The sequence below is a fragment of the Microvirga sp. RSM25 genome, from assembly GCF_044784385.1.
In the GTDB taxonomy this organism is placed as follows: Bacteria; Pseudomonadota; Alphaproteobacteria; order Rhizobiales; family Beijerinckiaceae; genus Microvirga; species Microvirga tunisiensis.
Map to the genome: position 1 here is coordinate 4,275,202 of NZ_CP173039.1, position 19,274 is coordinate 4,294,475.

The 19,274-nt window shown below is 62.9% G+C and carries 21 protein-coding genes and 1 tRNA gene; 10 read left to right on the top strand and 12 right to left on the bottom strand.

Annotation, left to right across the window (positions count from 1 at the left end; translation table 11 throughout):
- The first annotated feature begins 26 nt into the window (after positions 1–26).
- Both ACD578_RS20270 and ACD578_RS20275 read left to right on the top strand, forming a co-directional pair.
- Entirely contained in the window at positions 27–866 is an 840-nt protein-coding gene (locus tag ACD578_RS20270) for a DUF1206 domain-containing protein (protein ID WP_404287954.1), read from the top strand.
- A 692-nt stretch (positions 867–1,558) separates the two neighbouring features.
- Entirely contained in the window at positions 1,559–1,750 is a 192-nt protein-coding gene (locus ACD578_RS20275; protein WP_404287956.1) for a hypothetical protein, read from the top strand.
- 223 nt (positions 1,751–1,973) lie between these two features.
- Here the strand turns inward: ACD578_RS20275 and groL are convergent, their stop codons facing one another.
- The 3 genes from groL to ACD578_RS20290 form a co-directional block, all read right to left on the bottom strand.
- On the bottom strand, positions 1,974–3,623 hold the full coding sequence (gene groL, locus ACD578_RS20280; protein ID WP_404287958.1) for a chaperonin GroEL: 1,650 nt from the start codon (positions 3,621–3,623) through the stop codon (positions 1,974–1,976).
- 39 nt (positions 3,624–3,662) lie between these two features.
- Positions 3,663–3,977, bottom strand: a complete 315-nt coding sequence (gene groES / locus ACD578_RS20285; protein ID WP_404287960.1) for a co-chaperone GroES — start codon at positions 3,975–3,977, stop codon at positions 3,663–3,665.
- A gap of 883 nt (positions 3,978–4,860) precedes the next feature.
- Positions 4,861–4,937 (bottom strand) — tRNA-Arg (locus ACD578_RS20290).
- Positions 4,938–5,094: 157 nt separating this feature from the next.
- Between ACD578_RS20290 and ACD578_RS20295 the strand changes: the two genes are divergently transcribed.
- From ACD578_RS20295 to ACD578_RS20320, 6 genes are all read left to right on the top strand, one after another.
- Entirely contained in the window at positions 5,095–5,307 is a 213-nt protein-coding gene (locus ACD578_RS20295) for a sugar phosphorylase (RefSeq protein WP_404287962.1), read from the top strand.
- A gap of 183 nt (positions 5,308–5,490) precedes the next feature.
- Positions 5,491–5,637 (top strand): hypothetical protein, encoded by a 147-nt coding sequence (locus ACD578_RS20300; protein WP_213563268.1) that lies wholly within the window; start codon positions 5,491–5,493, stop codon positions 5,635–5,637.
- A complete protein-coding gene (locus ACD578_RS20305; protein ID WP_404287964.1) occupies positions 5,634–5,849 on the top strand; it encodes a hypothetical protein in 216 nt (71 codons plus the stop codon). Before ACD578_RS20300 ends, ACD578_RS20305 begins: the two co-directional genes overlap by 4 nt.
- 53 nt (positions 5,850–5,902) lie before the next feature.
- Positions 5,903–6,721 (top strand): hypothetical protein, encoded by an 819-nt coding sequence (locus tag ACD578_RS20310; protein WP_404287966.1) that lies wholly within the window; start codon positions 5,903–5,905, stop codon positions 6,719–6,721.
- Between the two features lie 165 nt (positions 6,722–6,886).
- The gene (locus tag ACD578_RS20315) at positions 6,887–8,056 is read left to right on the top strand and encodes a M48 family metalloprotease (protein ID WP_404287968.1); all 1,170 of its coding nucleotides are present in this window, start codon (positions 6,887–6,889) and stop codon (positions 8,054–8,056) included.
- 14 nt (positions 8,057–8,070) lie between these two features.
- Entirely contained in the window at positions 8,071–8,265 is a 195-nt protein-coding gene (locus ACD578_RS20320; RefSeq protein WP_404287970.1) for a hypothetical protein, read from the top strand.
- Positions 8,266–8,359: 94 nt separating this feature from the next.
- On the opposite strand, the gene ACD578_RS20325 is transcribed toward ACD578_RS20320, so the two are convergent.
- The 6 genes from ACD578_RS20325 to ACD578_RS20350 all read right to left on the bottom strand — a co-directional run bounded on the left by ACD578_RS20325 (position 8,360) and on the right by ACD578_RS20350 (position 15,420).
- Complete coding sequence (locus ACD578_RS20325) at positions 8,360–9,232, bottom strand: RNA polymerase factor sigma-32 (protein ID WP_152710060.1); 873 nt, start codon at positions 9,230–9,232, stop codon at positions 8,360–8,362.
- Between the two features lie 164 nt (positions 9,233–9,396).
- Positions 9,397–9,975: a CarD family transcriptional regulator gene (locus ACD578_RS20330; RefSeq protein WP_404287972.1), complete on the bottom strand. Its 579-nt coding sequence runs from the start codon at positions 9,973–9,975 to the stop codon at positions 9,397–9,399.
- 469 nt (positions 9,976–10,444) lie between these two features.
- Positions 10,445–10,783, bottom strand: coding sequence for a ferredoxin FdxA (gene fdxA / locus ACD578_RS20335; RefSeq protein WP_404287974.1), 339 nt, complete (start codon positions 10,781–10,783; stop codon positions 10,445–10,447).
- Positions 10,784–10,838: 55 nt separating this feature from the next.
- Positions 10,839–11,141: an RNA-binding S4 domain-containing protein gene (locus ACD578_RS20340; protein ID WP_404293963.1), complete on the bottom strand. Its 303-nt coding sequence runs from the start codon at positions 11,139–11,141 to the stop codon at positions 10,839–10,841.
- A 13-nt stretch (positions 11,142–11,154) separates the two neighbouring features.
- A complete protein-coding gene (locus ACD578_RS20345; RefSeq protein WP_404287976.1) occupies positions 11,155–14,349 on the bottom strand; it encodes a helicase-related protein in 3,195 nt (1,064 codons plus the stop codon).
- A 192-nt stretch (positions 14,350–14,541) separates the two neighbouring features.
- Positions 14,542–15,420, bottom strand: a complete 879-nt coding sequence (locus tag ACD578_RS20350; protein WP_404287978.1) for a DUF3108 domain-containing protein — start codon at positions 15,418–15,420, stop codon at positions 14,542–14,544.
- A gap of 236 nt (positions 15,421–15,656) precedes the next feature.
- On the opposite strand from ACD578_RS20350, the gene rpmB reads away from it, so the two are divergent.
- Entirely contained in the window at positions 15,657–15,947 is a 291-nt protein-coding gene (gene rpmB / locus ACD578_RS20355; protein ID WP_152710048.1) for a 50S ribosomal protein L28, read from the top strand.
- A gap of 96 nt (positions 15,948–16,043) precedes the next feature.
- Positions 16,044–16,667 (top strand): queuosine precursor transporter, encoded by a 624-nt coding sequence (locus ACD578_RS20360; RefSeq protein WP_404287980.1) that lies wholly within the window; start codon positions 16,044–16,046, stop codon positions 16,665–16,667.
- Positions 16,668–16,690: 23 nt separating this feature from the next.
- On the opposite strand, the gene ACD578_RS20365 is transcribed toward ACD578_RS20360, so the two are convergent.
- Genes ACD578_RS20365 through ACD578_RS20375 form a run of 3 tightly spaced genes read right to left on the bottom strand, consistent with a single transcriptional unit; the run spans position 16,691 to position 19,260 of the window.
- Complete coding sequence (locus tag ACD578_RS20365; RefSeq protein WP_404287982.1) at positions 16,691–17,440, bottom strand: peptidase; 750 nt, start codon at positions 17,438–17,440, stop codon at positions 16,691–16,693.
- Positions 17,441–17,493: 53 nt separating this feature from the next.
- Complete coding sequence (locus ACD578_RS20370; RefSeq protein ID WP_404287984.1) at positions 17,494–18,312, bottom strand: transglutaminase domain-containing protein; 819 nt, start codon at positions 18,310–18,312, stop codon at positions 17,494–17,496.
- A gap of 3 nt (positions 18,313–18,315) precedes the next feature.
- Positions 18,316–19,260 (bottom strand): alpha-E domain-containing protein, encoded by a 945-nt coding sequence (locus ACD578_RS20375; RefSeq protein ID WP_404287986.1) that lies wholly within the window; start codon positions 19,258–19,260, stop codon positions 18,316–18,318.
- Between the last annotated feature and the right edge of the window lie 14 nt (positions 19,261–19,274).

The window sequence follows — 19,274 nt, forward strand, 5'->3', positions numbered from 1 at the left end:
CTCGTGACAGAACGGAGCCGCCACCCATGCCCAGAATCAGCCATAACCCCGTCGAGGCCCTGGCCCGTTTCGGCTATGGAGCGCGGGGCGCGGTTTATGGCCTCGTCGGCGGCTTGGCTCTCCTTGCTGCCGTCGGATCGGGCGGACAGACGGGGGGCAGCCGCAGTGCGTTGCAGACGCTCCTGTCACAGCCCTTCGGCAAGCTCTGGCTCGTCCTGATCGCCCTCGGCCTGTTCGGCTTCTGCGCCTGGCGCGTTCTGGAAGCGCTGACCGATGCCGACCGTCGAGGTTCCGACATGAAGGGCCTGGGTATCAGAGCCGCGCATCTGATCAGCGGCTTTGTCTATGCCGGTCTTGCCATCTCCGCCCTGAACCTTGCCCTCGGCCGGGGCTCCGGCGGCGGCGAGGACCAGGCGGCGCAGGACTGGACCGCCTGGCTCATGAGCCAGCCCTTCGGTCAATGGCTGGTCGGTCTCGTCGGCCTTGCCGTGGCAGGAGCAGGTCTCGCCTTCCTCTGGAAAGCCTGGCGCGGCGATGTGGCGGAGCGCCTCTCGCTGCCCGCCGACAAGCGGGACTGGATCGTCACCCTCGGCCGCATGGGCTTTGCCGCCCGCGGCGTCGTTTTCCTGGTGATCGGCGGCTTCCTGATTCTTGCCGCCCTTCACGCCTCGTCCTCGGAAGTGCATGGCCTGGGCGGCGCGCTCAAAACCCTTCAGCAGCAACCCTATGGCTGGGCCCTCCTGGCGCTGACGTCGCTGGGCCTCTTCGCGTTCGGCCTCTTCGGCCTCGTCCAGGCCCGCTACCGCCACATCGATGCGCCCGATCTCGACGACGCCAAAGCTGCCGTCGCGCCGTTGGGGCGATGAACCTTAACAGCCACTGGAAATATTGGCGATCCCGGGAAGACTCGAACTTCCGACCTTCGGTTTAGGAATCGACGATTCGTGTCGTTGTTACAATTAATGCTGGTCGATGGAATTCGACATGATTACGCAAAATTGCATCAACCCGGTCAGGCGCGGGCCGTTTGGATACTCGTGAAATGACGTAGAACGTAGCAAAGTCACGTGTAAGCCGGTGCAGGCAGAAAACTGCAACCACGGAGTAACCGCCAGGCTGCGAGCTCCGCTTGATATCTCGCAAGCAACGAGAAATTCATGTGCTGGATGAAAGTTAAAGATCCCCCACCCCAGGTCGGGCTCAGTGAGCCACTATTTCTTGGATCCAGTGCTTGAGCTCACCGATCCCTTTGTAGAAGGCGCAGCGGCATTGGTCTTCGGCTTTGCTGCCTTCGGTTTTTTGGCTTCGCGGTTTCCGCGTTGTTCGCCCTTTGCCATCTCTGCTTCTCCTGGTCTCGTCCTCGAGGGTAACACCTGCCGACCCGCAGGGGAACGTTGATGCCCTTAAAGAAACCCTGATCGCCGCTGGAACGAAAGGTGGTGTGTTAGTCTCTCAGCCAGGGGGCTGCCCAAGAAATCTGAGTTGGATCCATGTGCAGAGGATGCCGCATCTGGAGCCTTTCGGATCATTGTAGTCCTCTAGGCGGCCTCATATCCTTATGGCGCTGAGACCGAAGCTCGCGCCAGCCCTGGACATGGGCATGAACCGCCTCGCCTGTTTCCGCATTGCGCCACGCTCCATCGGCGTATTCACACCGGAATGGAAGGATGTATGTCCCTACATGATCTTCAGCCAGGGCTTCAACGTGCTGACCGGAGGCAGGCGCCCGGTCAGTGACGAATTCTTCTAGGCGTGCCTTTCGTGTGACCATACTCTCGTTTGTCTCAGCAGGTGATGTTATGGAGCAGCGAGGCCGTGACCGGCGATAAGAGCTGCATCGGCTTATGAAGGTAAAGAGTAGTCCCTTCGTCTCGCAAAGCCACACCAAAAGCAATTCCTCTAACTTCGCTGAACCTTAAAAGAAAAGGCCGCCCGATGGGCGGCCCTCATTACTATCGGCGTTAAGGAAGGGCTTAGAAGTCCATACCGCCCATGCCGCCCATGCCGCCGCCGCCCGGCATCGCCGGACCGTTGTCGCGCTTGGGAGCCTCAGCCACCATGGCCTCGGTGGTGACCAGCAAGCCAGCCACCGACGCTGCATTCTGCAGAGCCGTGCGCACGACCTTGGCCGGGTCGACGATACCAGCCTGAAGCAGATCCACGAACTCTTCGGTTTGAGCGTTGAAGCCGAAGGTGTCGGACTTCGTGTTGTCGTTGATCTTGCCAACAACCGTGGAACCCTCGACGCCGGCGTTCTCGGCGATCTGGCGGATCGGAGCTTCAAGAGCGCGCATCACAATGCTGATGCCGGCCTTCACGTCCGGGTTGTCGCTCTGGAGCTTCGACACCGCAGCCTTGGCGCGGAGCAGAGCCGTGCCGCCGCCGGGAACGATGCCTTCCTCGACCGCCGCGCGGGTGGCGTGCATCGCGTCATCCACGCGGTCCTTCTTCTCCTTGACCTCGATCTCGGTCGAGCCGCCGACGCGGATCACCGCGACGCCGCCTGCGAGCTTGGCGAGACGCTCCTGCAGCTTCTCACGGTCGTAGTCCGAGGTGGTCTCCTCGATCTGAGCCTTGATCTGCTGCACGCGGGCCTCGATGTCTTCCTTCTTTCCGGCACCGTCGATGATCGTGGTGCTTTCCTTGTCGATACGAATGCGCTTGGCGCGGCCGAGCATGTCGAGGGTGACATTCTCGAGCTTGATGCCGAGGTCTTCCGAGATCGTCTGACCGGCGGTCAGGATCGCGATGTCCTCGAGCATGGCCTTGCGGCGGTCGCCAAAGCCCGGAGCCTTGACGGCGGCGATCTTCAGGCCGCCACGGAGCTTGTTGACCACCAGCGTCGCCAGAGCCTCGCCCTCGATATCTTCCGCCACAATCAGCAGGGGCTTGCTGGTCTGAACGACAGCCTCAAGGATCGGGAGGAGCGACTGCAAAGAGGACAGCTTCTTCTCGTGGATGAGGATGTAGGGATCCTCGAGCTCCGCAATCATCTTCTCGGCGTTGGTGATGAAGTACGGCGAGAGGTAACCGCGGTCGAACTGCATGCCCTCGACCACATCGAGCTCAGTCTCAGCAGTCTTAGCTTCCTCGACGGTGATGACACCCTCGTTGCCGACCTTCTGCATTGCTTGAGCGATCATCTCGCCAATCGAAGCGTCGCCGTTGGCCGAGATTGTGCCGACCTGGGCGATCTCTTCAGACGAGGCAACCTTCTTGGCGCGAGCCTGGATGTCCTTCACGGCCTCTGCCACGGCCAAGTCGATGCCGCGCTTGAGGTCCATCGGGTTCATGCCGGCGGCAACCGCCTTGGCGCCCTCGCGGACGATGGCCTGAGCCAGAACCGTCGCGGTGGTGGTGCCGTCACCAGCCACATCGCTCGCCTTCGAGGCCACTTCACGCACCATCTGGGCGCCCATGTTCTCGAACTTGTCGGAGAGTTCGATCTCCTTGGCGACGGTGACGCCGTCCTTGGTGATGCGCGGAGCGCCGAAGCTCTTCTCAAGCACCACGTTGCGGCCCTTGGGGCCCAGCGTGACCTTTACGGCGTTCGCCAGAATATCGACACCACGCAGCATCCGATCGCGTGCGTCAGTAGAGAATTTTACGTCTTTGGCAGCCATGAGCTGAACTCCTGTTATTATCTGTTCGGGCTGGGCTGGTTAAGCCGCCTTCTGAGCCGCGGCGGACTGTTCGATCACGCCCATGATGTCGGATTCCTTCATGATCAGGAGATCCTGGCCATCGATACGCACCTCGGTGCCGGACCACTTGCCGAACAGCACGCGGTCGCCGGCTTTCACGTCGAGGGCAGCAATCTTGCCGCTCTCGTCACGGGCGCCGGGGCCGACGGCGACGATTTCGCCCTCTTGCGGCTTCTCCTTGGCGGTGTCCGGGATGATGATGCCGCCGGCCGTCTTCTCTTCGGCTTCGATGCGGCGGACGACAACGCGGTCGTGCAGCGGACGGAATTTCATGGGTGTGCCTCCTCGGTCTTCAAATTGGGGGCACTCGTCTGCGCCGAGCAGCACGTTTAGCACTCGACGCATGAGAGTGCTAAGACGAGTTGATAGACCGATGTTCGGGCTGAGGCAAGCTTGTCCTTGAGGATAGATAAGGCCTGAGCGAACCGTAACCATTTTAGCAGCGTTGAGCCCTTAGAGGCCGCTTGGTCGCTCAGAAATGGGGTTCAGTCGTGTTGAGTTTTGAGGCCGTTGAAGAGGTCTGCGACAGCAAGCGGACAACTCTTGTGATCCACCCGGCCATCCGACAGGCCATCAAAGGGTACGAGGAAAGCTTCTATGTCGGACTCCGCTGCTTTCTTACTGGGGAAACCGACGGCCTCTTTTTTCTCCCTCTTCCGAGCAGCGGGTATGTGCGCTTGGTTTTCTCAAAGCGCGTCTCGTCCGGAGGGTACAATCTTCTCAGGATTGACCCACTCACGAACGAGGGCCTAAGTCAGATTAAAGCTGCCTTTTCCGAGTAGACAAAGATCGCACCTCCCGAAGGTTATCGACGGTTGCTACAATAGCTACATGATTACGGATGACCTCAGAGCACCCACTTGAACGCCGCATTATAGCGGAATGATGTACCGGTCGCTCGCTCAACCTCGATCTACAACAACAGTGTTGTTGAATGTCTCTGGTTTCAAAGAGCAGTGGACCGCTACCGCTGGATATAAAAGAACATCGCTGTTCCTTTGATCATGAGGGCGGATGTAACTATGAGGCATCCAGCTCCTCAAGCGTGGCCAGTTCTCCGCTTGATAGGGAGCAATCGTCCACCCAGGCAGTTCGGGTATTCCCCTAACCGTGTAACCGAGTGGTAACCACAGCCTCTACAGCAACGCTGAAATACTGGCGATCCCGGGAAGACTCGAACTTCCGACCTTCGGTTTAGGAAACCGCTGCTCTGTCCTGCTGAGCTACGGGACCGCTTGAGACCACGGGATGTAGCATGGTCGGCATGGTCATTCCAGAGGGTTGAGGCCCTGGAAAGTCGCATCGGCACGCGATCGCTCATGCCTCGCGGAGGGTGCGAAGGAACTCCGCATGGCCAGCCCGGTTTGTTGAAGGCAACCGGAGGCATATCATGGCGCTGACGCTTCGAGAGTTTCTGAAACAGGTGGAGAAACTTCCTCCCGATACCCTGCTCTGCGTGGCTGAGGTGGATGAGGCATTTGCCGCTCACATAGAGGAAATCGAGATCGTCGAAGACGCGAAGGCGCAAAACCGGAAAGCGGAAGGCACCGAGGCCATCGAGCTCGGAAACGGCAATCAGAGAGTCGTGGTGATCCGCTGGTAGGGGCCTGAAGCGCCTGCTTGTCTGAAGCAGAAACCTGCCGATCTTGGCCGCAACAATTTGCGCCCTCTGCAATTGAACTCCCAGGAAGCGGCTCGCGCCAGCATGCGGTTTTCTCCTGAGGAGCGGAGATCCTGCGTCCCGCCGTTATTCCATCACCGCACGAAAACCAGTCAGGATTTCACCATGACGAAGAACATCCCAGGCTCCCGCACCAACCCTGAGGGTATTCCGCAGGAAGGCCATGGCGGCTCGAATGTGCGCGGCACCCAACATCAGCAGGGCAAGGACGGCAACGGCGCCCAGAAGCGGCAACAAGAGAAGAAATCATGAGCAGCACCGGTAATCGCAGTAATCCGAACGAAACCCGCGTTGCGGGCCATCAGGAGAACGATCAGGCTCACGTCAATGCGAGCGGCCAGCCTGACATCGGCAAGCAGGGCGGCGTGACACACCAGGAGACCCGCGACCACAACAAGCACAACAATGCGGGGCAAAGCGGTCACAAGCCGCAGCAGCACAGCCCGGCGCAGGAAAAGCACTGATCCGATCGCTTCAAGCGTAGCCGTTCTCGGCCAAAGGGGTATGATCCCGTCCGATGACGGGATCGATCCTGCGAATTTTCTTGAGCGCGAGCCTCGGGATCGTCCTTACGGTCCCGGCTGGCTGGGCGCAGCCCGTTGCGCCGACACGACCGAGAACAGACTGCACGGCCGAGGCGCAGCCTGATCGGCTGCAGAGCCTCTCCCAGGAGGGAGACCTTGTCCTGGCATCCGGCCGCCTTGCCAAGCTCGCCGGTATCCGGCTCCCGGACGGGGCGCCCTATCGGGAGCAAGCCATATCCTGGCTGCAGGTCCGCATGGGCGAGGCCATCGTGGTCCAGGCGGCGGCCGGTCCCGACCGCTGGAACCGGATTTCCATCCGCATCCGATCTCTCGACAAGACGTCTCCGTTCGATTGGAGCCATGGCTTGATCGAAGCGGGCCTCGCGATCACCGACGCGGGCCTGGATGAAACCTTCTGCCAGTCGGAATTGCTCGCCCTCGAGTCCACGGCCCGCGAACGACGCCTTGGTCTTTGGGCCGATGACCGCTATAAGCCCATGGACGTCAATCAACCCGAGCGTCTGCGGGACCGAATCGGCAGCTTCGTGCTGGTCGAGGGTCGCGTCAGAAGCATCGGCGAGCGCAAGCAACGTACCTATTTGAACTTCGGGGGGCTCTGGGCAGAAGACTTCACGATCATCATTCCCCGGAAGACCTGGAAACAGATGTCGGACCGCGGCATGGGCGCCGAGGCGCTCAAGGGCCAGCGAATCAGAGCCCGAGGCATTTTGCAGCCTTGGCAAGGGACAGTCTTCTCCATTGTTATACCGGACATGATCGAGCGTCTTGAAGGCGGTCGCCTGCCACGATGAACGAGCATGAGCACAACACGTCAGACAGGCAGAGCATCGTGCGGAAAAGTGGTCCCGGTTTTCCGCGAAGAACGACGTGCTCTTCAAGGGCAGGAGCATCGGATGAATTCCAAAAGTGCATCCCGCTTTTGGGGCCGATGCTCTGGCCTTCGAATCCTCGCCAGCGTGATACTCGGTACCCTCGTTGCAGGGTGCTCCGGCTTCGGCGGGGACATTTCGCTGCCTGCCAACGCGCCGCGCGTGATCGGCTCGGACCGGGACCGCGACCACATCCGGCTTGTGAGAGCCTTCGGCGGCGAAGGCCGGGCGCCACAGCTTCAGCAGATGCTGACCGATGTGACGAACCGGCTGGTCATGGCCACCGACAGGCCCGACGAGGCCTTCCAGGTGACGATCCTCAACTCGCCCGTGGTCAATGCCTTCGCCCTGCCGAACGGGCGCCTCTACGTCACGCGCGGGCTCCTGGCGCTCGCCAACGACACCTCCGAGGTGGCGGCCGTGCTGTCGCACGAGATCGCCCACGTCACCCTCCGTCACGCCACCCAGCGCAGCGAATTGCAGGCGCGCTCAGACCTGATCGAGCGCGTGGCCGAGAATGTGCTGAACGATGCCGAGGAGGCCGCCGTGGCGCAGAGCCAGGCCCGTTCGACGCTGGCAAGCTTCTCGCGTGCGCAGGAGCTCGAGGCGGACCAGACAGGGGTCAAGGTTTTGGCCCGGGCCGGCTTCGATCCTTTCGGCGCTCCGCGCTTCCTGACGGCGCTGGGGCGCTCGGGCACGAGTTCGGATGCCTCGACGGCCGAGCGGAACGCTTCGCATCCGCGCACCGACGACCGGGTGGCGCGAGCGCTGCAGGCGGCGCGGCGCACAGGCATGCAGGGAACCGGCGAAACGGGACACCTCGCCTATCTGACCGCCCTCGACAGCCTCTCCTATGGCGACGATCCGGCCGACGGTGTCGTGAAAGGCCGCCGCTTCATCCATTCGCGGCTCGGCGTCGCCTTCGAGGCACCGGAGGGCTTTACCCTGGAGAATACCTCCCAGGCCGTGCTTGGTGCTTCAGGTGACGGCGAGCGCCGCCTCCTCTTCGATGCGGCCGACACGCCGGAGGGACAGAGCCTGGAGGATGTGCTGCGCTCGACCTGGACGGATACGGTCGAGCCCGGCACCCTGACGACCGGAACCGTAAATGGCCTGCCCGTGGTCACGGCCCTGTCCAACGGCAAGGAATGGATCTTCCGCCTCTCGGCCATCCGGATCGGCAACACCACCTACCGGCTCATCATGGCGACCCGCGGGAACAGGGGGACCTGGAAGGGATCTTCCAGCAGACCCTGAACAGCGTCCGGCAGGTGCAGCCCGATGAGGCCCGTCGAATCAGGCCCCTGAAGCTGCAGATCGTCACCGCCCAGCGGGGCGATACGGCACAGACGCTTGCCGCCCGAATGCCGATCGACCGGGCCCTCGAGAAATTCCTGCTTCTCAACGGTCTCGACAGGAATGCCGCGCTCAAAGTGGGCGAGCGCTACAAGATCGTCGTGGAATAGCCGTTTCGGCTCCCGAAAAAGATTGGCGAGGCAGTGAACCCTGCCTCGCCGAATGAACAGCCGATCTCAAGACGCTCGGAAGAGCCCGAGCGCCCTACACGAAGGCGCCGGAGGCCTGGGGATATTTCTCGACCAGGGCGCGCTTGAGCTTTTCCAGCGCCCGGTTCTCGATCTGACGCACGCGCTCCTTCGAAATCCCGAGCCTGTCGCCGAGGAACTCCAGGGTCACCTGCTCATCGTCGAGGCGACGGGCGCGCAGGATCCGCAATTCGCGTTCGTTGAGAACTTCGAGCGCCTGCTGCAGCCAGCGCACGCGCCGCTCGGTATCGATCACGTCGCTGACGCTCTCATCCGGCAGCGGGCTGTTGTCGACGAGGAACTCGACGCGCTCGGCGGAATTGGACGGATCGGCATCCAGAACCGGGGCGTTGAGGGATGTATCGGGCGCCGAGAGACGGGCATCCATGAGCGCCACATCGGCCTTCGACACGCCGATCGCCTCGGCGATCTTCGCATGCACGTCGGAGGAGATGCGCTCCTCCCCGCCGCGGGTCAGGCGGGCGCGCAGGCGGCGCAGATTGAAGAAAAGTGCCTTCTGGGCGGAACTCGTTCCGCCGCGAACGATTGACCAATTGCGAAGGATGTAATCTTGCACGGAGGCACGTATCCACCAGGTCGCATAGGTTGAAAAGCGGACTTCGCGCTCAGGCTCGAACCGGGCGGCCGCCTCGAGAAGACCCACATGGCCTTCTTGAACGAGATCGGCCATCGGCAAACCGTAATGACGGAATCGAGCTGCCAGCGCGATCACAAGGCGCATATGGGCAGCGGTCAGTTGATGAAGCGCCGCTTCATCGCGGTTCTCCTTCCAGCGCACAGCAAGAAGATGCTCCTCCTGTCTTTCGAGAAAAGGTGCATTCATAGCAGCGCGGACGAACCGGCGGCGAACCCCTGAGATTTCTCCCATTGTGTGCTCTCCCTTGGCAGAGACACAACGAGCGAGGCCGCAAAAAGTTCACTTCTAACAGCCAAGTTCTGCAAAATAGATTCCGGCCTTTGAAAAACAAGGCTTTGGCCACAAAAAAGCCCAGCGTGAAGCCGGGCTTTTTAAATGATCGTTCGACCTTTCGATCAGGCGGCCTCTTCCTGAAGGTCGTCGCCCTCGGCATCGGCCTCAGCGCCCTTCGCGCGGCGCGGGGACTTGGCGAGGCTCTGCTCGATGAGCTTGAGGGCTTCCGTATCCGTGATCTTGTTCACGGCGGCGATTTCGCGAACGATGCGGTCGAGGGCGGATTCGTAGAGCTGACGTTCGCTGTAGGACTGCTCGGGCTGAGCCTCGGAGCGGTAAAGATCGCGCACGACTTCCGTTACGGCAATCAGATCGCCGGAATTGATCTTGGCCTCATATTCCTGCGCGCGACGCGACCACATGGTGCGCTTCACACGGGCACGACCCGTCAGCACGTCCAGGGCCTTTTGGATCTGGGCCGGTTCGGCAAGCTTGCGCATGCCCACGCTGGAAGCTTTACCGGTCGGAACGCGAAGGACCATCTTGTCCTTGTCGAAGGAGACCACGTACAGCTCCAGTTTGAAACCCGCGATTTCCTGCTCTTCGATGGTCGTGATGCGGCCGACACCGTGAGCGGGATAAACGATCGCTTCACCGGACTTGAACCCAAGGCGCTGGGCGGACTTCTTGGCGGTTGTCATGCGAGAGAGGCCTCCTTGCATGGCCCTCACCGATGGTGAGGGAGCTGTGGTTCCATTGGGCAGGGCCCCAGGGGAACGAGGATAGGATGTGAGTGTCGCGGAACTTGACTATTCCGCTCGTCTCCCTGATGTAAGCCAGCGGCTACAAACGCTCATGCCCTTGACCAAGGCAGCGATGCTCCCTTAAGTCAAAGGACGCGAATCTTTGCTTCATTATGTGAACCGCCGGTCGGCAGAGACGGTGCACGGGCTTGAGCGCAAGCGACGGCATTAGCGGACCCTATCACAGTCCGGCCGAAAAAGCAAAAATATTTCAAGGGATAGCGTAAAGAGGGCCTGTTCATGGCCGCGCTTGAAGCCTGTCGCTTCGTGCGGGAAAGGCGCCCCGGTCTCCCGCTTTCAACGATGCGTTCACTAAGGAAAGAGCATCGGGTCGAGCCCAAAAGGGCCTTCCACATTGGGCCCGCTGCTAATCGCCGTCACCCGGATTGGCCGAGAAATACGTCTCGAACTTGCCGGCAACGCCGTCGAATTCCTTCGCATCGGCGGGCGGATCCTTCTTGATGGTGAGGTTGGGCCAGCTCTTCGCCATATCGGCATTGAGCTTCAGCCATTGCTCAAGACCCGGCTCCGCATCCGGCTTGATGGCCTCGGCGGGGCATTCCGGCTCGCAGACGCCGCAATCGATGCACTCGTCGGGATGAATGACGAGCATGTTCTCGCCCTCGTAGAAACAGTCGACCGGGCATACCTCGACGCAGTCCATGTATTTGCACTTGATGCAATTTTCAGTGACGACGTAAGTCATGAACGGTCCTTGAGGGTCTGTTCGAAAGTCAACGAAATGGCGATATGCCGCCGCTCTAGCCGTTGTCGCCGTCGCTGACAAGCGCCGCGTTGTCCTGGCTGAGATCTAGGTAGAGCTGCCTTGCTTCCGGTGCAGGACCACGTCGCTCGCCAAGGCCTTCGACGCGGACCACGAGCGTGGCCCTGGTCAATGCGATGGTAATCACGTCGCCGACGGCAACCGCTTTCGCGGCATTGTCGGTGCGCTGGCCGTTGAGGCGGACGAAACCGCTGGCGACCAGCTTGGCCGCCAACGTCCGGGTCTTCGCGAAGCGCGCGAACCACAGCCACTTGTCGAGCCGCTGCCGGTCCTCGCGCATGCGCTTCACACCCTCACTTCTTGCTGTCCTCAAGCTGTGCCTTGAGAGCCAACAGCTTCGCGAAGGGCGAGTTGGGGTCCGGCTGCTTCTCGCGGCGCTCAGGCCCGCCCTCGCGCCGGTTGTCGGGGCGCTTGTCGGGACGGGGACCGCGACGGTCCTCCCCACGGCCGGGACCGCGCGGCGGACGGTTCTGCGGACGCCCGCCCTCCCCTTGCGCCTCGCGCCGATCCTGGCGTGGACGACGTTCGCCGACGGGCTGCTGCTCGCCCTGGGCCTCGCCATGGCGTGGGCGCCGATCGCCACGCTCCTGCCGCTCGCCGCGCTCCTGATGATGGCGGCCGCCGCGGGCGTCGCGACCATGACGGGCCTGCCCGCCCTCGTGATGGCGGCGACCCTGGCGCCACACCTCGATCGTCTCGGGCTCGGCAGGTGTCTCAATCGGAGTCTCGGCAGGGATCGTCTCGCCGGAAGCTTCGGCGGGAGCCAGAGCTTGGCCCTCGGGCGAAGCCACGGCCTCGGCGGCGCTCGTTTCCACTTCCTGCTCGGAGACGCTTGCCTCGGGAGCCTCCACGGCGACGGCGCCGATCTCCTCCGTACCGACAGCCGTCTCGGGCACCTCCACCGGGGCCTCCTGCGCCGGGGCCTCCTCCGCCGGGACCTCTTGCGCCGGAGCGGGAGCCTCTCCCTCGGCGGCAGCGCCCTGCGGCTCGATAGCCCTCGGAGCCTCGACCAACGGCACCGTGATGGCGGGGCCGGTGCGGCGCTCCATCACATAGCCGAGGGATTTCAGGATCGTGGCGAAATCCTCGCCGGCGCAGCCGACGAGGGATGTCATGGAGACGGTCGGAACGAAGCCTTCGCCATCGGCGGCACCGGCCGGCGGCGCGCCAGGGGTGATTCCGGGACGATAGGCGATGGCGGGACGGATCAGGTCGGCCAGACGCTCCAGGATATCGACGCGCACGGCGCGACCGCCCAGAACGCGGAAGCCTGCGGCGCGATAGAGCCCATGTCCGATCTCGGGATCGACCGGGATCGAGGTGCGGCCGGATTGGGCAAGATGGGCGATCTCATCGATGCCCTTCTGGTCGAGTCCGCCGTTCTGCAGCGCCCAGAGCTGGGTCGCCAGAACGCGGGGCGCCGGCTTCAGAAGAGCCGGCAGGTAAAGGTGATAGGCGCCGAACCGGATCCCCGCCTTGCGTAAGGCACCCCGGGCGTCCTGGTCGAGGCTGCGCACGTCGTTGAGAACCTTCGCGCGCTCCAGCACGCCCAGGGCCTCGCCGATCTGGAACCCGATGCCGCGGGCAAGACCCGTCAGCTCGGCGCTGTCCTCGAGCTGCAGCAGTGGTCCGAGCAGGCGCACCACATAGGCCTTCAACCAGGCGCGCAGACGGTTATCCACCTTGTCCCGGGCCGGGCCCGTCAGATGCTCGTCCGAGAGGATGCGCACCTTAGGGTCGAACAGCTTGTCGCCGGCCTCCAGCTTGGCGACCGGATCGCCCATCCAGCGGATGGTGCCGTCGTTCGACAGCACGAGCATGGCATCGGGGGTTTCCGCAAACCGGTCCGCCCGCGCGTCGATTTCCCCGGCCAGCGCCTTGCTGGCGGCATTGCGCAGGGTTTTGGCCTCCGTGGTGTCGGCCTGGGGATCGGGCACGAAATGGAAGCCGTGCAGGTGACCGATGTGCTGACCCTCGACGGTGACGTCGCCGGTGGTCGTGATTTCCGCTTCGAGCATCGTTTTCTCTCTCAAGCGCCGCATGAGAACGCTCGTCCTCCGGTCGATGAACCTTTGGGCGAGGCGTTCATGGAGCGCATCCGATAGCTTGTCCTCTACCTGACGCGCAACATCCTGCCAATGCTCTGGATCCTTCAACCAGTCGGGACGGTTGGCGACGAAGGACCAGGTCCGGACCTGGGCGATGCGGTTGGAGAGGGTGTCGATATCTCCATCGGTCCGGTCCATGGCGGACAGATGGCGGGCGAACCAATCGGCCGGGATGGCCCCATCCTTCATGAGGAAACGATAGAGCTGGCCGACGAGATCCGCATGGGTCTGCGGAGAAACTTTCCGGTAATCCGGCACCTGGCAGATCTGCCAGAGCCGCTCCACGGCATATTGGGAGCGGGCAAAATGCTGAATGTCGTCGTCCCGCGCCAGCACCTCGAGGGCCGCCACGTCCTCGCCCGTGGGCGCCCGCACGAGGCCGTGCTCCCTCGGCTGCCGGCCGAGCGAATCGCGCAGGCGGGCGAGCGACGAGAATTCGAGATCCGGGTTGCGCCATTGCAGGATGCGTACCGGGTCGAAGGTGTGGTTCTCGAGCGCCTCGACGGTTTCGGCATCGAAAGACGGGCAGCGGGCCGTGGAACCGAAGGTGCCGTCGCGCATGTAGCGGCCGGCGCGGCCGGCGATCTGGGCCAGTTCCGGGTTGTTGAGCTTGCGGAACTGGAACCCGTCGAATTTCTTGTCGGACGCGAACGCCACATGGTCCACATCGAGATTGAGGCCCATGCCGATGGCATCGGTGGCGATCAGGTAGTCCACGTCCCCGTTCTGGTAGAGCTCGACCTGGGCGTTGCGGGTCCGGGGCGAAAGGGCACCCAGCACCACCGCGGCGCCGCCGCTCTGGCGGCGGATCAGCTCGGCGATACCATAGACCTCCTCGGCCGAGAAGGCGACGATGGCCGAGCGGCGGGGCAGGCGCGACACCTTCTTCTCGCCCGCGAAGGATAGTTTCGACAGGCGCGGCCGCGTCACCACGTGAACACCGGGGATCAGCGCCTCGATCAGCGGACGCATGGTGGCCGAGCCGATGAGGAGCGTCTCCTCGCGCCCGCGCTGGTTCAACAGGCGATCGGTGAAGACGTGGCCCCGGTCGAGGTCGCTGGCGAGCTGGATCTCGTCCACGGCCACGAAGGCGAGATCGAGATCGCGCGGCATGGCCTCGACCGTCGAGATCCAGTAGCGCGGCCGGTCCGGCTTGATCTTCTCCTCGCCCGTGATCAGGGCGACGTTGTGATGACCCGCCTTCTCCACCACGCGGTTATAGACCTCGCGCGCGAGCAGGCGCAGCGGCAGACCGATCATGCCGCTGTCGTGGCCGAGCATGCGCTCGATGGCGAGGTGGGTCTTGCCGGTATTGGTGGGGCCGAGCACGGCGGTCACGCCGCGCGCACGCACTTGCGGGGGAAGGGAACGGCGGGCCATGCCTGGATGACGGGTGATGCGGAAAGGTCCCGGATAGAGAGCCGAGAGGCTGCAGGGCCGGAGACCGACACGAGCAGACTTCTCTTCCAAGCAGCCTGAAGCCCATCGGGCAGCTGCGGTTAGCCCCTTATATGGTGCCGCAGGCCGCTTTCGCTACCGGAAACGACATGAATGCCTAAGGATTTTCATGACTTACTGAACGGCTCCGGCCTCGATGGCTTCGTCGGCCCTGACGGCCTTGCGGATCGGCGGCGACGCCTTGCCATCCTCCTCGAGCGACCAGAGGGAGGCCTGCATCTCGCCCATGCCGATCATGGTGCGCACGGAGACCTTGAGCGGAAAGAGCAGGCGCGGCCCCTCGACGGGTGCCAGCCATACGGAAATGTCCTTGTTCTCCTGCATGAACTTGGTGGCCGGACGCTCGCTCCGATGGCCGGAAATCGGCACATAGCGGGCATTGCAGACGAGAACGGGCCCGGAATAGCCGGGCACCTCGACATTCTTCGTCTCCCCATAGGAGAGGACCACGTTCATCCGGGAGGCCCCGTCGAAGACCGGGATGGTCCGGTCGCAATTGGCCGGATCCGTCAGATTCTTCGAGGCCACGGCCGGCATGAGCAGCGCGCTCATGGGATCGACCACGCCCCGCTTGTCGGCCGCCTTGACCGGGACCCGGTCGGGCCTGGGCTCCAGGGGCGGATCGATCTCGACCTTGGCCACCCGTCCGCTCTTCAATCCCATGCGGACGCTGCGCTGATTGTCGGAGGTCTTCGAAACCACGGCGAAACTGCTTGAGCGGGGCGGCGCGTCGTCGGCAAGAGTGCCCGACGCACTGGCCTCGCCCTTGCCGCCGGTGAGGATCATGGCGAGCCCGGTCAGCTTCGCCCTTCCTTCCATCTCGTATTTCGATCCCGCGAAGGAGGACGACAGGTCCGCCTTGCCCAAGGGCAGGCCAGCAAGCGTGATGTCATAGCTCACCTTCAAGGTTCGAGTCTTGAGGGGCTGGGCTTGCGCGATAGAGCCCGATCCGGCAAAGGCCAAGGTCACGAGAGCTGAGGCGATGAGGCGCATAAGGCTTTTCCGTTAGTCTATTCTGTTGCATCGCACGAGATTCAGAATAAAACATGACCATGGTGCTTCAAAAAAACGAGGTGCGACGTCGCACTATTCTTGACGTCCTCCCCTTTTTTGGCCTATAGGCTCGCACCTTCCAAGGACTTCTGGTGTCCGGCCGCACGGGATCTGCGATAAGGCAAACCCGCGAATTCGAGGTCGCGACCTTTTAATAGACGAATAGGATTGAACCCATGTCGCGCCGTTGCGAACTGACCGGCAAGGCCGTGCTGAGTGGCCACCTGGTGAGCCACTCTAACCGCAAGACGAAGCGGAAGTTCCTGCCGAACCTCTGCAATGTCACGCTCCAGTCTGATACCCTGCAGCGCTCCGTGCGCCTGCGCGTCTCCGCCAATGCGCTCCGCTCGGTCGAGCATCGCGGCGGCCTCGACGCCTTCCTGGCCAAGGCCAAGGCTGACGAGCTCTCCACCACCGCCCTGGGGGTGAAGCGCGAGATCGAGAAGAAGCTCGCCGCTGCGAGCTGATCTCGAATCGCTGAAAAAATCTGCTTTGCGGGCGGCTCGATGCCGCCCGTTTTGCATTGGTGTAAGGCTTAAGCATTTGCCTGGACGAGGCCGCTCATGACCCAAATCGACCGCCGCGACTTTGTCATTGCCCTGACGGCCATGACCCTGGTCGTCCTCTCGTCGAACATCCTGGTCCAATACCCTTTCCAGCATCTGGGTCTGGGCGACTACCTGACCTGGGGCGCCTTCAGCTATCCGTTCTCGTTCCTTGTCACCGACCTGTCGAACCGGCGCTTCGGCACGCAAGGGGCACGCCGGGTGGTCTATGCCGGCTTCGTCCTGGCCGTTATCCTCTCGATCATCCTGGCCACGCCGCGAATCGCCATTGCGTCGGGCGCGGCCTTCCTCGTGGCCCAGCTCCTCGACATCAGCATCTTCGCCCGCCTGCGCGACCGGGCCTGGTGGATGCCGCCCTTCATCTCGTCGGTGATCTCGTCGGGCCTCGATACGGCGATCTTCTTCTCGTTTGCCTTCTACTGCGGCGTCGTGCCGGGCTTTGGGCTGACGATCAGCGACATGCTGGGACAGGTCGGCATTGCGGACCAGTGCATCGCGCTGCCGTGGACCAACCTCGCCATGGCCGATTACCTGGTGAAGCTCGCCCTCGCGGCGATCGCGATTGCCCCTTACGGCGCGGTCCTTGCCCTGATGCGCCCGAGGCTCCAGCGGGCGGCCTGATCAGGCCGCTCCAGCACCTCTCCTCAAAGCGCATCCTCTGCATAGGGAGGATGCGGAATGGCCTGGTGCGCTGCGCGTAGGGCCGCCGACCAGCGTTCGCGCAGGTCGCGGAAATAGGGCTCGTCCTCCTGGATCCGGTAGGTGATCCCGGCCTTCAGGGCATCGTGCTTGGCCACGACGATATCGATCGGCAGGCCGACGCCCAGATTGGATTTCAGCGTCGAATCCATGGAGATGAGGCCCAGCTTCAAGGCCTCCACGAGGCTGGTGCCGTGGGAAATCGCCCGGTCGAGGATCGGCTTGCCGTATTTCGGCTCGCCGATCTGCAGGAAGGGCGTATCGATGGTGGCCTCGATGGCGTTGCCGGCCGAATAGATCTGATAGAGCCGCATCGGCGTCGACCCGATCTGCCCGCCGAGCAGCATGGTGACGTCGAACGTCATCTGGCGCTTTTCGATCTCGACCCCGTCCATTTCGTAGACCTGGCGGATGGCGCGGCCGACGAGCTGGGCCGCCTTGAACAGGCTGGGCACCGTCAGAAGCGTCTCGACCATACCGGTTTCAGGATTTTCCAGCCCCTCGGTCAGCAGGGACAGGACGGATTGGCTCGCCGAGAGATTGCCGGCGGTCGCAAGCGTGACAATGCGCTCGCCGGGCTTCTCGAACAGATGCAGCTTGCGGAAGATTGCGATGTTGTCGACGCCGGCATTGGTGCGCGTGTCGGCGATCATGACGAGACCATCCCGCACGAGGATGCCGACACAATACGTCATGGGGGTTCCTCCAGGGGCCTTCTGGTCGAGTTGCTGCGTTGTCGAGGCCATTCTCACGCCTGTGCTTGACGGGCGCTTTCGATCCTCAAACGAACGTCGAGCGCTTCACGGGTGATTCCGTAATAGCTTCCTCGAACCGGGGCCGCATCAAGATAATCGAGCCCGACGGCCAATCTGACGTAGTGTTCCGTTGCGGAAATGGCGTTGGCGGGATCGAAACTCACCCAGCCGAGATCTGGTAGATAGGCCTCGGCCCAGGCGTGCCCCGCCTCCTGTTCGGTCTCGCCGGGCTTGTGGAGATAGCCGGACACATAGCGTGCGGGGATTCCCAGCGACCGCGCCGCGCCTAAGAAGACATGGGTGAAATCCTGGCAGACCCCATGTCCCGCCGCAAAGGCGTCGGCTCCTGCGGTTGTGGCGCTCGTGGCCCCCGTGTCGAAGCGCAGGCGCTCCGGGATCGCGTTCAAAAGCGCATGGGTCTGATCCAGCGGACCCGTAAAGCGCCCGGCGGTCGTCTCGGCGAACTCACGGATGGCGGCATCGGGCCTGGTCAGGGGCGTTTCCCGCAAATAGAAGATCTCCGGGAAGCGTTCGACCCCTCCCCGAATGAGTCCAGCCGTATCCGTCGTCTCGATCTCGCCGGCCACGTGGAGGGCGATCTGGCTCACGGGACCCGAAACCGACAGGCTGTGGACAATGTTGCCGTACCAGTCCTCCCGGCGCATCAGTCGGGCGTCACCGTCCATGTCGATGTTCCAGGAGAGGACCGTTTGACCGTCATGACCGCGCGGTGTGAGCCGCAGGAGCTGGACCGCGGACTTGGCGGGCTCGCTGTAGTGATAGACCGTCTCGTGTGTGATGCGGATGCGCATGGGTCAGCACAGATACTGGTTCGTGATGGCGTGCCCGAGCCGGTTGTTCTCGGCCAGGAAGTCCTGCAGGAATTCATGCAGCCCGTGCTGGAAGATATCCTCGATGTTCCGGTTTGTCAGGCGGGCATGGGTCGCCCGCGCCTGACGCTGCGCGACGCCCGATGTGCCATAGCGGTGCGAGATGTCGTCGAGATGGCGCGAGAGCGCCGCGTAGCAGGCTGACAGCGAGCGCGGCATCTCCTCGCGCAGGATCAGGAGATCCGCCACGAGCCAGGGCCTCAGGTTCTGGTGATAGACCCATTGATAGCTCACGAGCGCGGAGACCGAGCGCAGGATGGCAGCCCATTGGTAATAATCGATGCCGCCGCCGACCGCCGCGTCCTGCGGCAGGAGCACATGGTATTTCACGTCCAGCACCCTGGCGGTGTTATCGGCGCGCTCGAGATAGAGGCCGAGACGTGAGAACCAATAGGCATCGTTGCGCAGCATGGTGCGCATGGCGGAGCCGTCATAGCGGAGCGAGGCTTCCTTCACGAGGTTCAGGAAGCGGGGAAGGTCCTCCACCTTGATCTTCCTGGCCTTGTAGCGACGCAGATCGAGCCAGGCGGAGTTGATCGCTTCCCACATCTCGGAGGTGAGCGCAGAACGCACCGAGCGCGCATTCTGCCGGGCCGTGTCGAAGCAGTTCTGGATGCTCGAGGGGTTCTCCTCGGAAAAGGCCAGGTACTCGATCACGTTCTCAGGGGTGGCATCCCCATAGACGGCGCGGAACTGATCAACGCCGCCGGCGGTGATGAGGGCGGACTCCCATTCATTGGTCTCGACGCCGTTGTAGGAAATCGGCATCGACGCCATGCGGTAGGCGACATCGAGGACGCGGGCGGTGTTCTCGGCCCGCTCCACATAGCGGGAGAGCCAGTAGAGGCTGTCGGCATCACGACTCAGCACGCGAAACGCTCCCG

Bases quoted from the DNA above. Each gene is read 5' to 3' on its own strand.
- ACD578_RS20270 (WP_404287954.1), top strand. From the start codon at position 27: ATGCCCAGAATCAGCCATAACCCCGTCGAGGCCCTGGCCCGTTTCGGC.
- ACD578_RS20275 (WP_404287956.1), top strand. From the start codon at position 1,559: ATGGCGCTGAGACCGAAGCTCGCGCCAGCCCTGGACATGGGCATGAAC.
- groL (WP_404287958.1), bottom strand. From the start codon at position 3,623: ATGGCTGCCAAAGACGTAAAATTCTCTACTGACGCACGCGATCGGATG.
- groES (WP_404287960.1), bottom strand. From the start codon at position 3,977: ATGAAATTCCGTCCGCTGCACGACCGCGTTGTCGTCCGCCGCATCGAA.
- ACD578_RS20295 (WP_404287962.1), top strand. From the start codon at position 5,095: ATGGCGCTGACGCTTCGAGAGTTTCTGAAACAGGTGGAGAAACTTCCT.
- ACD578_RS20300 (WP_213563268.1), top strand. From the start codon at position 5,491: ATGACGAAGAACATCCCAGGCTCCCGCACCAACCCTGAGGGTATTCCG.
- ACD578_RS20305 (WP_404287964.1), top strand. From the start codon at position 5,634: ATGAGCAGCACCGGTAATCGCAGTAATCCGAACGAAACCCGCGTTGCG.
- ACD578_RS20310 (WP_404287966.1), top strand. From the start codon at position 5,903: ATGACGGGATCGATCCTGCGAATTTTCTTGAGCGCGAGCCTCGGGATC.
- ACD578_RS20325 (WP_152710060.1), bottom strand. From the start codon at position 9,232: ATGGGAGAAATCTCAGGGGTTCGCCGCCGGTTCGTCCGCGCTGCTATG.
- ACD578_RS20330 (WP_404287972.1), bottom strand. From the start codon at position 9,975: ATGACAACCGCCAAGAAGTCCGCCCAGCGCCTTGGGTTCAAGTCCGGT.
- fdxA (WP_404287974.1), bottom strand. From the start codon at position 10,783: ATGACTTACGTCGTCACTGAAAATTGCATCAAGTGCAAATACATGGAC.
- ACD578_RS20340 (WP_404293963.1), bottom strand. From the start codon at position 11,141: ATGCGCGAGGACCGGCAGCGGCTCGACAAGTGGCTGTGGTTCGCGCGC.
- ACD578_RS20345 (WP_404287976.1), bottom strand. From the start codon at position 14,349: ATGGCCCGCCGTTCCCTTCCCCCGCAAGTGCGTGCGCGCGGCGTGACC.
- ACD578_RS20350 (WP_404287978.1), bottom strand. From the start codon at position 15,420: ATGCGCCTCATCGCCTCAGCTCTCGTGACCTTGGCCTTTGCCGGATCG.
- rpmB (WP_152710048.1), top strand. From the start codon at position 15,657: ATGTCGCGCCGTTGCGAACTGACCGGCAAGGCCGTGCTGAGTGGCCAC.
- ACD578_RS20360 (WP_404287980.1), top strand. From the start codon at position 16,044: ATGACCCAAATCGACCGCCGCGACTTTGTCATTGCCCTGACGGCCATG.
- ACD578_RS20365 (WP_404287982.1), bottom strand. From the start codon at position 17,440: ATGACGTATTGTGTCGGCATCCTCGTGCGGGATGGTCTCGTCATGATC.
- ACD578_RS20370 (WP_404287984.1), bottom strand. From the start codon at position 18,312: ATGCGCATCCGCATCACACACGAGACGGTCTATCACTACAGCGAGCCC.